Origin of the sequence: Thermococcus sp., from assembly GCF_027052235.1 — an archaeon.
Classification (GTDB): Archaea; Methanobacteriota_B; Thermococci; order Thermococcales; family Thermococcaceae; genus Thermococcus.
Genome location: NZ_JALUFF010000033.1, coordinates 33,534 through 44,479, shown reverse-complemented (window position 1 = coordinate 44,479; position 10,946 = coordinate 33,534). Strand labels below are relative to the sequence as shown.

General features: G+C 51.7%; 10 protein-coding genes. 7 read left to right on the top strand and 3 right to left on the bottom strand.

What is annotated here, in order from left to right:
- Positions 1-271 (bottom strand): aldehyde ferredoxin oxidoreductase N-terminal domain-containing protein (locus MVC73_RS03985; protein ID WP_297507144.1); only part of this gene is annotated, 271 nt, incomplete at its 3' end.
- Between the two features lie 118 nt (positions 272-389).
- Between MVC73_RS03985 and fni the strand changes: the two genes are divergently transcribed.
- The 5 genes from fni (at position 390) to MVC73_RS03960 (ending at position 5,014) form a co-directional block, all read left to right on the top strand.
- Positions 390-1,508 (top strand): type 2 isopentenyl-diphosphate Delta-isomerase, encoded by a 1,119-nt coding sequence (gene fni / locus MVC73_RS03980; RefSeq protein WP_297507141.1) that lies wholly within the window; start codon positions 390-392, stop codon positions 1,506-1,508.
- A 55-nt stretch (positions 1,509-1,563) separates the two neighbouring features.
- Positions 1,564-1,872, top strand: coding sequence for a hypothetical protein (locus MVC73_RS03975; RefSeq protein WP_297507138.1), 309 nt, complete (start codon positions 1,564-1,566; stop codon positions 1,870-1,872).
- Between the two features lie 89 nt (positions 1,873-1,961).
- Positions 1,962-3,308, top strand: coding sequence for an RNase J family beta-CASP ribonuclease (locus MVC73_RS03970; RefSeq protein WP_297507177.1), 1,347 nt, complete (start codon positions 1,962-1,964; stop codon positions 3,306-3,308).
- A gap of 66 nt (positions 3,309-3,374) precedes the next feature.
- Complete coding sequence (locus tag MVC73_RS03965; RefSeq protein WP_297507135.1) at positions 3,375-4,406, top strand: polyprenyl synthetase family protein; 1,032 nt, start codon at positions 3,375-3,377, stop codon at positions 4,404-4,406.
- Positions 4,406-5,014, top strand: coding sequence for a DUF3267 domain-containing protein (locus MVC73_RS03960; protein ID WP_297507132.1), 609 nt, complete (start codon positions 4,406-4,408; stop codon positions 5,012-5,014). The genes MVC73_RS03965 and MVC73_RS03960 overlap by 1 nt, the downstream gene beginning before the upstream one ends.
- Here the strand turns inward: MVC73_RS03960 and MVC73_RS03955 are convergent.
- On the bottom strand, positions 4,915-5,814 hold the full coding sequence (locus MVC73_RS03955; protein ID WP_297507130.1) for a class I SAM-dependent methyltransferase: 900 nt from the start codon (positions 5,812-5,814) through the stop codon (positions 4,915-4,917). The two genes, MVC73_RS03960 and MVC73_RS03955, sit on opposite strands and share 100 nt — an antisense overlap.
- 351 nt (positions 5,815-6,165) lie before the next feature.
- Between MVC73_RS03955 and MVC73_RS03950 the strand changes: the two genes are divergently transcribed.
- Entirely contained in the window at positions 6,166-7,383 is a 1,218-nt protein-coding gene (locus MVC73_RS03950; RefSeq protein WP_297507128.1) for a hypothetical protein, read from the top strand.
- A 4-nt stretch (positions 7,384-7,387) separates the two neighbouring features.
- Positions 7,388-7,927 carry a hypothetical protein gene (locus MVC73_RS03945; RefSeq protein WP_297507125.1) on the top strand — a complete coding sequence of 180 codons (540 nt, stop codon included), beginning with the start codon at positions 7,388-7,390 and terminating at the stop codon, positions 7,925-7,927.
- Between the two features lie 28 nt (positions 7,928-7,955).
- Here the strand turns inward: MVC73_RS03945 and leuS are convergent, their stop codons facing one another.
- Positions 7,956-10,859, bottom strand: coding sequence for a leucine--tRNA ligase (gene leuS / locus MVC73_RS03940; protein ID WP_297507122.1), 2,904 nt, complete (start codon positions 10,857-10,859; stop codon positions 7,956-7,958).
- Positions 10,860-10,946: the final 87 nt, after the last annotated feature.

Sequence of the window (10,946 nt, the reverse complement as noted above, 5' to 3'; positions counted from 1 at the left end):
TTCCTGAGAGGGGCGAGACGGTACTTATGTGGAGCCTGCTCGTCATGGGGAGTGCCGTTCCGGCAAAGGTCCCGTTTCCGAGGGCTATGACGTTCTCAACGCTAAGGGGGTCTATCGGGCCGTCGAGCATCTCGAAAAGGGTTTTTGAGTTGAAGCCCCTACCGCCGAGGTAGAGCTTGGTATCTTCCGGCTTCACGGGCTGCTTAACGGCCTTTCCCCGGCTCAGGTCGATGAAAAGAATCTGGCTTTCTCTGTCCGTTGGCATTGACATCTTTCACATCCCCGGCGTGAAGTTACAATAATATAAGTTGGGTTTTAATGCGTATAAAGGTTTCCAAGGTTCCAAAAACCTCTTAACTTCCGCTTTCCTTCCTCCTTCGGTGGTGTGAATGGAGGCCTTTGACAAGGAAGAGCTCACGGTCATCAGGAAGTTCGAGCACATAGAGCACTGCCTAAAGAGGAACGTGCAGGCCCACGTTTCCAACGGGTTTGAGGATGTACACTTCGTCCACATGAGTTTACCTGAGATAGACAAGGATGAAGTTGATCTGAGCGTCGAGTTTTTGGGCAGGCGCTTTGACTACCCGATTTTCATAGCCGGAATGACCGGCGGAACGAAGGGCTCACAGCTCGCCGGAAGGATAAACAGGACTTTAGCCAAAGCCGCTCAGGAACTCAACATCCCGATGGGAGTTGGAAGTCAGAGGGCGATGATAAGGAAGCCAGAAACGTGGGAGAGCTACTACGTTCGCGATGTCGCTCCAGATGTTTTCCTCGTCGGCAACTTAGGCGCCCCCCAGTTCTCTGAGACGATTCCCGAAAGGTACGGGCTTGAGGAGGCTTTGAAGGCCGTCGAGACGATTCAGGCCGATGCTCTGGCAATACATATGAACCCCCTGCAGGAGAGCGTCCAGCCCGAGGGGGATACTCAGTACAGGGGCGTTCTCAAAGCGTTGGCCGAGCTCAAGGCCGAGTTCCCCTATCCGATAATAGCCAAGGAAACCGGTGCCGGAGTTTCCAAGGAAGTTGCGATAAGGCTTGAGAGCATAGGGATTGACGCGATAGACATTGGTGGCCTCGGCGGGACGAGCTGGAGCGCGGTCGAGTATTACCGCGCCAAGGACGAGATTGGAAGGGACTTGGCTTTACGCTTCTGGGACTGGGGGATTAAAACGGCCATAAGCGTGGCTGAAGTGCGCTATTCGACCGATCTGCCGATAATAGCCACAGGCGGAATGCGCGACGGAATAACGATGGCGAAAGCTTTAGCTATGGGAGCGACCTTCGCCGGTGTTGCGTTACCGCTTCTCAAGCCCGCAGTTAAGGGGGACGTCGAGGGCGTAATCAAAATCCTGAGGAGATACATCGAGGAGATAAGGAACGCCATGTTTCTGGTAGGTGCTAAGAACGTTGAAGAGCTCAGAAAAGTTCCGCTCGTGGTTACTGGCTTCACCCGGGAGTGGCTGGAGCAGAGGATTGATTTGATGAACTACCTGCGGAATAGGTGACGTCTCTCTTGAGTTATCTTTTTAAACTTTCTATTGTACAAATCTCGGGACGGCTATGGGGGAAGAATCAAGGGGCCGGCTCATTGCAGACTTCATAGAGGGCTTTGCACTCACCTGTAATCCCTTTACGATGGCCCTTTCCGTTGCGGTATCCTTTATTGAAGCGATCATCATGAAGTTTAAAACCACTCCCCGAAGGAACGTCTTCTATCTATTGGGTGCATTGGTGGGGACAGTTTACTCTTACTACGCTGATGGAACTTGGTTTATGGGCTGGAACGGAATCTGGTGGATGCCTGCGGGTCTAATCGTGGCATCGCTGATGGGAATACCCCTATCTTGGTATTTTGGAAGAAAGGAGTAATGAATGCACACCTTTTTAAACCCTCCCGAGAAGTAGGGCCAACGCAGCCCCACGCCTCATGAGAGGCCTGGGGCGGGAGGCTGATGAGCATGATAAAAATCTACACGATTAGCGGTTACGAGGAAGTAGGTAAGAACATGACAGCAGTGGGCTACTCCGACGGGGGAAGGGAAGAGGTCGTTATAATAGACATGGGCATAATGCTCGATCGGGTTCTCATCCACGAGGACACTAACATCCAGAAGTTCTCCGACAAGGAGCTCCAGCGCCTCGGGGCAATCCCCGACGACAGAATCCTCTGGAAGGGCGGTAAGAACAGAAAGGTTGTCGCGATAACCCTCACCCACGGCCACCTCGACCACATTGGGGCGATTGGAAAGCTCGGCCCCCACTACCCGGACGTACCGATCTACGGCACACCCTACACGGTAAAGCTCGCCAAGAGCGAGGTCAAGAGCGAGGAGTACTTTGAGGTCAAGAACCCGATGTACGAGACCGAATACGGCGAGATAGTGCAGGTGAGCGAGAACTTGGCCATAGAGTTCGTCCGCTCGACCCACTCCATTCCCCAAGCTTCTATGGTCGTCGTCCACACGCCAGAGGGTGCAGTTGTCCACACCGGCGACTTCAAGTTCGACAACAACAGCCCGCTCGGCGAGAGGCCTGACTACAAAAGGTTAAAGGAGCTCGGTAAGGAGGGCGTTAAGGTGCTCATAGCGGAATCAACGCGCGTTGCTGAACCAACCAAGACCCCCAGCGAGCGCGTCGCCCAGATGCTCCTTGAGGACTTTTTCCTCTACGAGGGGAGGGAAGAGGTTGGGCTTATTGCGACGACCTTCGCGAGCCACATCGCCCGGCTTCAGGAGCTGATATGGATAGCGAACGAGATGGGCAGGCAGGCGGTTTTTGTTGGCAGATCCCTCGCGAAGTACACTGGAATAGCGAAACAGCTCGGCCTCATAAAGATGAAGGGGGCGAGGGCCGTTAGAAGCCCTAACGCCGTCAGGAAGGTTCTCAAGGAGGTCAGCCAAGCGAGGGAGAACTACCTTCTCATCGTCACCGGCCATCAGGGTGAACCCGGGGCTGTTCTAACGAGAATGGCCGACGGCGAGCTCTACGACATCGGCGAGAGGGACACCGTTGTATTCTCCGCGGGAACGATACCCAACCCCATAAACCTCGCCCAGCGCTACAAGCTTGAAACAAAGCTCAGGATGAAGGGCGTCAGGATGATAAAGGACATGCACGTCAGCGGTCACGCGAGCAGGGAAGACCACCGCTACCTGGTGAGAATGCTCAACCCCGAGAACATCGTCCCAGCCCACGGCGACTTCAGGATGCTGACCCACTACGCGGAGCTCGCTGAAGAAGAGGGCTACCTCATAGGCAAGGACGTCTTCGTTTCGAGGAACGGCCACGTGGTGAAGATAGGGTAAAGCTGATAAAGGGGTTCTCCTTTTTCTCCTTGGTTTGAGTTCATCTCACACTCACGGGGTGATTGCATGGGGAAATACGATGAGCTGTTCGCAAGGATTAAGGATAAAGCCAGGGACGTTGACAGGATCATTCTGGAGCTCGTTCCCGAGAAGGAACCGCTGGAGCTATACAAAGCGGCCAGGCACTACCCGCTCGCGGGTGGAAAGCGCGTAAGGCCCTTTGTCGTCCTCCGCGCTACTGAGGCAGTCGGCGGTGACCCGAAGAAGGCCCTCTATCCAGCTGCTTCCGTCGAGTTCATCCACAACTACTCGCTGGTTCATGACGATATAATGGACATGGACGAGCTGAGGCGCGGAAGGCCGACCGTCCACAAGCTCTGGGGCGTCAACATGGCAATCCTTGCTGGTGATTTACTCTTCAGCAAGGCCTTTGAGGCGATAGCCAGGGCCAATGTTTCCCCCGAGAAGAAGGCTAGAATCCTCGACGTCCTCGTCAGGACTTCCAACATGCTCTGCGAGGGCCAGGCTTTGGACATAGAGTTCGAGACGCGCGATGAAGTCACCGTTGAGGAGTACCTCAGGATGATAAGCGGAAAGACAGGGGCACTCTTTCAGGGCTCGGCGGAAATCGGCGCGATAGTCGGAACCGATAACGAGGAGTACATTCAAGCTTTATCAAAGTGGGGCATGAACGTGGGCATAGCCTTCCAGATATGGGACGATGTTCTTGACCTAATAGCCGACGAGGAGAAGCTCGGAAAACCTGTGGGAAGCGACATAAGGAAGGGCAAGAAGACCCTCATAGTGAGCCACTTCTTTAGCAAAGCCAGCGAGGAGGACAAGGCCGAGTTCCTGAAGGTCTTCGGCAAGTACGCCGGCGATGCTAAGGGTGATGCCCTCATACACGACGAGAGGGTTAAGGAAGAGGTCACCAAAGCCATCGAGCTCCTCAAGAAGTACGGGAGCATTGACTACGCCGCTCGCTATGCGAAAGACCTCGTCAGGGAAGCCAACGAAGCGTTAAAAGTTCTCCCCGAGAGCGAAGCCAGGAGAGACTTGGAGCTTTTGGCGGAGTTTCTGGTCGAGAGGGAGTTTTGATGGGAGAGCTCAGGCTCTCCGATTATTCCTCAGATATCGTTATCCTATCCCTGCTCCTCTTGTTTCTGTCGTCCCTGGCCGTCCCCTGGGTGGAAGTTTCCGTGAGCTCCCCGGGCGATGCCCTTTACTTCCTCCTCCTGCCGTGGGTTTTAGTAGTTCCACTCCACGAGGGCCTCCATGCCTTGACGGCAAAGCTTCTCCGGGCCAGAGTGAGATTCGGCGTTACGACGATTAACAAGTTTGCTTTAACACCCTACGTGGCCATCGAGACTCCATTGCCCGCGGAGAAGTATGTCCTCGTTTGCCTTTCTCCGCTGGCACTCTCGGCCATTTCAATATCCCTTGCTTGGGTCTTCCGCTCCGACTTCTGGGCGCTCGTTTACATCTTCAACACCGTCGGCATGGCGGGCGACTTCCTCACTGCGCTCGTGCTCTTAAAAATGCCCCGGAATGCAAAGGTCTCTGATGATGGGACAGTTCTTCGCTCCGATGAAGAAATACCCGGACCTTACCCGCCATGGGTTTCGTCACTTCTAAAGGGCCTCATAGTGCTGGTTCTCCTGTTAGTCCTCCTCCTCGGCCGTGTAGAAGTTGTAGTCGAGAAGTGACTTTCTGCCAGAATCCACCCCACCGGCGGGTGTTCCGCTCCTTCTTTCCACTTCTCGTAGGCGATATCCCATCTTTTTAAAAGCTCGGTGCGCTTTTTCTCATCTTTTATTCTCTCCACGTACTCCCGCGGGATATAGGCTAAGTGATGCGGAAGGCCCGGTTCGAAGGTCCCGCTTTCGATTATTCTTCCTCCGGCTTTTTCGACGAGTTCTCTGAGTTCCTCCAACGTTGGGTAGTGCAGGTCGTCCTTCTCGCCGAAGAGGGCCTCAAAGATTTCCTCGCGCAGGTTGTAGAATTCGAGGTGTGCCTTCTGTCTCTCGTTGTTCGCTACCGGCAGGCTCTCGGCTATGAAGACCCTATCCGCAACGCGGAGCATCTCTGAGATTACTTTTACCATCGTTTCCTCGTTGTTCAGGCTCCGTATTCCGTGCACGAGGACGGCCAAATCGAAGGCCCTAAACGGAAAGGGCAGTTCCCTTGCGTCGAGCTTTAGTGGGATTATCCTGTGCTTGAGGCCAGTGACCGAGGTAATCTCTTCAAAGAAGTACCACCTTGATTTATCGACTGCCACAACGCGGCCGGTTTCGCCGACGAGATATGCTAGTGGGACCGCCGTTAGGGCATGTGCGCCACATCCGATTTCGAGGACGTTCATGCCCTCTCTTATTGATGCAAACTGAAGAACACGAAAGCGTTCGAGCATCTCGATGTGGAGCCAATTGGGAGATAGTGGAGACTCGTTCCGGGGCGGAATTTTGGAGAGGACGTCCTTCTTAAAAGTTTCCTCGCTAACCAGCATGAAAAACACCGGAAAATGCCAAAGGACTTTTTCTTTAAGGAGTTTTCGGAGAAAAGGTTTTATAAGGTGGGGGAGAATTTTATGCGAGGTGAATTTCTGGATTTGCAGGATTTTCTTCCGGTGGCTTATCCCGCCGATTGCATGACCATACAACTTCTTTGCCCTGTCCCTATTTCTCTCAAAAAACCCGAGGCAAGATAGTGTTGATAAAATTACTTTGGCAATATCAATAACTACTAAATTTCATAGTAAAGCTTATAAAGACGTCTGGTCAAAAATTGAGTGCAAAACCTAGTGGAGGTGAATCATGTGGAATGGAAGCCTCTAATGGCAGTCTTGTTGGGACTGCTGATGATCGGAGTAACAGCTGGAAGCACGGCAGCTATGGAATTACCTCTAAAAAATCAATGTGTAACTACTACCGCCAGGGGACTATATGATCCATCTCCTGGCACAAAACTGTACTCTACAGGCATTGAAATAAACAAAAATGTCACAGGATTAATCCGGTTAAATACGAATACAATTAGTGTCATAATCCTTAATGGGAAGTCTAGGCTTTTTATCAAAAAGAGATTCTCAGTATTTAGATCTAGATATTTTGATGGTTATGTACTCTTGGTCAATAACTCAAAAAAAGACAAGGTCACTATCCTCCAAGGCAATGTTTATGATGACGGTAAGGTAGAGATATTCATTAAAGATACCAAAGGTGGAGTATACGCATTAAGCACAATCAATGAATATGCACCTAGACTCTTTAAGTCTATGAACATTCCTGCTGTAGACATTGATAAGAACTACTGGTTGCCATTGGCTGTATCTCCTAAAATTAAAATTCTAAAACTAGGCAGTAGTACCAGGATGAATGTGTTAGGAGGTACTAGAAGTGATGTTGTTAGAGACGATGAATATGTTATAGTAAGTTACCAGGGGATCAATCCGTATGAGGAACAATGGTATATTCACATAGGTTATGCTTTTGAGGGCCCAACGTATATAAAAGACTATGGGGACTACAAAGTCGCAGTTAAAATTTTAGATGAAGGAAAATACATAGATCGGGGAACATCCTTTGCCCTTATTAGCATGGGCACCCCCTTAGAACTCGGGAATTATAACGATCCAATAGAAATAGGCCTTACTGCACCATGGACAAATGCAATCCACGACAGGATATATCGGATTGGAGGGCCTATCGATGTGCCTTCCCAGCCAAGTTCTCCGAATTTGCTAAAATGGGCGCTTAGTCTGTTATCTTGGTATTTTGGAGTTCCTGACCCAATTTCTGACCTCGTTCCAGATTCTCAGGCTTCATTACCTTTGCAATTTCCCATATACCCGGGAACAGAATCCAATTCGTTTAAGTTTGTATTTAGTCATGGTGCGTTGTTACGTAAAGGAAACCACATAGACGTGGAGGGCATTATCATTGAATACCATGATGGGAAAGGGGGAACAATGCCAATATACGTAGTCTACAAGGTCCCGGTTTATTGGAATTACATATATGCCACAAAAGTAACCACATTAACAAAGAAGATGTCACTACAGGTCACTCACAGGTGATACTATGAAGCTTATAGCAAGAGACGCTCTTTATCTCTTTCTTGTTTTTCTCCTAGTTGTCAACCTCTGGGTGACCTCTCATGAAAACGAAAAGCTGAAAATAGGGCAGGAGAGCATAAAGGAGAACCTCATTGTCTCTCAGCTTACCCATGAAATCTTCGAGGTTAGGCATCACGCAAAACTCGTGAAAAGGCTCATGGGAAACCATTTAGATAATGAATCAAAACTTGCCCTGCTTATTGAGTTAAACAACACGAAATACTCCCTTTCAAAGCTGGAGATGAACGCGGATCACTTAGGGGCTTGGCTGGGATACGAGGAGAACACTCCTTCTGAAGGTGAGTGCGTGGAGCTTCTTGATGTTGTGTACTCTTCAATCCAAAGGGGAAACATGACTAACAATGATGTATTTCTCGCCAGCAAGGGTATTGACGCAATAATAAACTTTACCTATGTATACCCACCAACCTACGAGAACATCGTGAAGGGGCTGGGCGAAATGAACAGGGAATGCGGGGAATTGCTTCAAGAAGCAAAAAAATAGAACTTAGAGAAAGAAAATGTGGAAAACCTCACTCCACAAACACCGCCGGCTTCAGCGGCATCGCCTGCTTTTTCTTTCCTCCCTTATCTTCTTCTGGGTTGATGATTATCTCAAGGCCGAGCTCCTTCTCCATGAAGTCCTTGGCTTCTCTCAGCGCTTTCTCCTCGTTTATCCTCTTTACCTCGAAGGCTCTGTCCTTTATCAACCTCTGGATGAGCTTGCTTACCTCCTTGCCGTGCTTCCTCATCTCTGGGTCTTTCATCAGCTCGGCCATAGCTGACTTGAAGTCCCTCTTCTCGGCCACAACTTCAACTACCTTCCACTTCCACTCTGGCGAAGTGTAGATGTAGGCCCTCTTGGCGTCTTCGAGCTTGGCCACGCGGATAATCTCCTTGATGTCCTCGATGACGGACTGGACGAACTGCTCTTCAGCCTCAACCGTCTCGTTCCACCACTCCTCGACCGGCTCCGGCCACTCCGCAAGGCTGACGAACCCCTCCCCGCCGAGCTTCTCCCAGAGCTCCTCAGCTATGTGAGGTGTGAACGGCGCCATGAGCCTTACCCAGATTTCTGCCAGCTTTCTCAGCACGTAGCGCTTCGCCTCGTCGTCCCTGCCCTCAGTTCTCCTCATGTACCAGCGCAGGTCGTTCAGGACGGTGTAGAAGGCCCACTGCACTGCTGTCCTCGTCCTGAACTCCTCAAGGGCTTTAGTGGTTCCTTCAATGGCTTTGTTCAGGCGGTGGAGCATCCAGCGGTCGATGTCCTTGAGCTTGACGCCTTCCTTGGCTTCATAGCCTGAGAACTCGCTTATCAGCTCGTAAAACCTCTCAACCTGTCTGCGGAGCTTGCCTACTTCTTTCCTGCGCCAGTCGAAGTCGCTGTCGTGCTCGGCAAGGCTCATTATGTAGAGCCTGACAACGTCCGCCCCGTTCTCCTCGATAGCGTCGATGAAGTTCAGCACGTTGCCCTTGCTCTTGCTCATCTTCTGCCCTTCCAGCGTTCCGAAGCCGTTGACAGCGATGCCCCTCGGCCAGTGCTTCCTCCTAAATATCGCCACGTGGTTGAATATGAAGAACGTCAGGTGGTTTGGTATTAGGTCTTTGGCGGAGCAGCGCCAGTCGAGCGGGTACCAGTACTCGAACTCCTCCTTCATCTCGTGGATTGTCTCCGCCGGAATCCCGGTCTTCTCCTCAAGTTCCTTCTCGCGCTCCTCGCTAAAGTCCTCCCTGAATATGTAGTCAAAGAACTCCCTCGTGAGCTTCTCTGGATTAAGCCTACCCTCTTTCCTCAGCTGGTTGATGTGCCTGCTTATAGTGTAGTAGGCCATGTAGATTGTGGAATCGCTCAGGCTTTCTATGACCCACTCCGGATCCCAGGGCAGGGGCGTTCCCAATCCAACTTTCCTTGCGCAGGCCTTCTTGTCGAGCCAGTCTATTACCGCCTCGAACTGCGCCCTTCTGCTCTCCGGGAGTATCTTCATGTTAGCGAGTGCTTCTCTCGCCTTCTCCTTCCATTCCGGATTGCCGTAGTCGATGAACCACTGGTCGTGGATTATCTTGATTACCGCCCTGTTCCCGAAGCGACTTATGACAGGTTTATCCGCGAACTCGTACATTATCTCGGCGATTCCCTTCTCCATGAGCTCCTTCGCTATGAGGTCCTTTACCTCCTGGACTGGCTTGCCCGCGTAGGGCTCTATCTTGAAGACTCCCTTGTGGTACTCCGCCTTGTAGATGTTTCTGGTCGCTTCCTCAAGCTTCTCCCTGTCCTTCTGGCTCTTAACTCCGAGTCTCTCGGCCTCTTCAACAGCTGGAAACTCGCCGTAGCCCTCAAGCTCGATGAGCGAGATGTAGCTTATCTCCTCGACAACGCGCGGGTCAATGTCGTACTTGAGCAGAATCTCCGTCTCCTTTTTCAGGTCTTCTAAGGCTATGTGGTCGAAGGGAGCGTGAGCCGGAACGCTCATGACGACGCCGGTAGCGTTGTCCGGGTCAACGAACTCCGCCGGCAGGATGATGATTTCGTCGCCAGTTACTGGGTTCTTCACGTACCTTCCGATGAGCCTCTCGCCCTTGAACTCCTCGATGACCTCTATCTCTCTGTCTTGGAAGGAGAGCTTGTAAGCGGCCTCCTTGCTGACTATCCAGGTTTCCTCCTTTCCGCCACGTCTGACCTTAGCCTTGACGTAAGTAGCGCTGGGGTTGAGCCACATGTTTGTGACGCCGTAGACTGTCTCGGGCCTCAGCGTTGCCGCGGGCAGGTAAATAACCTCGCCGTCCTCCTCGAGGATGAACTTGATTATGACGTACTCCAGAATCTGGATGTCCTCGCCCTCCATGATGTCGTGGTCGCCGAGCGGGGTTCCAACAACGGGATCCCAGCGAACGCGGTGCGCTCCCTTAACCACCAGTCCCATGTCTTTGAGCGTCCAGAACTGCCACTCTATGAACTTGCTGAAGGGTGGAAACAGTGAAGTCGTGTGGAACTCCCTCGTCCAGTCAACGCTAAAACCGGCCCTGATGAACGTCTCCTTCGCGGACTTCATGAAGTACTTGACTATCTCCTTCGGGTCCTCGAACTTCCAGAGGATTTCCTCGGGGACTTTGTAGACGTCGCGGTATATGTGGATGGTCTTCGGGTCGCGGCTCTTTATCCTCTCGGCGATGCCGACTATCGGCGCTCCGGTGATGTGCCATGCCATCGGGAAGAGGACGTTGTAGCCCTGCATTCTCTTAAAGCGCGCTATTACATCCGGAATCGTGTAGGTTCTTGCATGCCCCACGTGGAGGTGGCCTGAGAGGTAGGGGAACGCAACGGTTATGTAGAACTTCCTCTCCTTGGGCTTGGCTTTTCTGTCGGGCTCGAAAACCCTCGCCTCCATCCAGCGCTTCTGCCACTTCTCCTCAATGGCCTTGAAGTCGAGCTCAGCCATGGCTAAAACCTCCTTTAGCTTCGATTTTCACCACTAAAAAGGAACTGCAAGCTTCAAAAGCGCGAGATTCCAAAATAGGGGGGTTAT

Coding starts and splice junctions, on each gene's coding strand:
- fni (WP_297507141.1), top strand. CDS start 390: ATGGAGGCCTTTGACAAGGAAGAGCTCACGGTCATCAGGAAGTTCGAG.
- MVC73_RS03975 (WP_297507138.1), top strand. CDS start 1,564: ATGGGGGAAGAATCAAGGGGCCGGCTCATTGCAGACTTCATAGAGGGC.
- MVC73_RS03970 (WP_297507177.1), top strand. CDS start 1,962: ATGATAAAAATCTACACGATTAGCGGTTACGAGGAAGTAGGTAAGAAC.
- MVC73_RS03965 (WP_297507135.1), top strand. CDS start 3,375: ATGGGGAAATACGATGAGCTGTTCGCAAGGATTAAGGATAAAGCCAGG.
- MVC73_RS03960 (WP_297507132.1), top strand. CDS start 4,406: ATGGGAGAGCTCAGGCTCTCCGATTATTCCTCAGATATCGTTATCCTA.
- MVC73_RS03955 (WP_297507130.1), bottom strand. CDS start 5,814: ATGCTGGTTAGCGAGGAAACTTTTAAGAAGGACGTCCTCTCCAAAATT.
- MVC73_RS03950 (WP_297507128.1), top strand. CDS start 6,166: ATGATCGGAGTAACAGCTGGAAGCACGGCAGCTATGGAATTACCTCTA.
- MVC73_RS03945 (WP_297507125.1), top strand. CDS start 7,388: ATGAAGCTTATAGCAAGAGACGCTCTTTATCTCTTTCTTGTTTTTCTC.
- leuS (WP_297507122.1), bottom strand. CDS start 10,859: ATGGCTGAGCTCGACTTCAAGGCCATTGAGGAGAAGTGGCAGAAGCGC.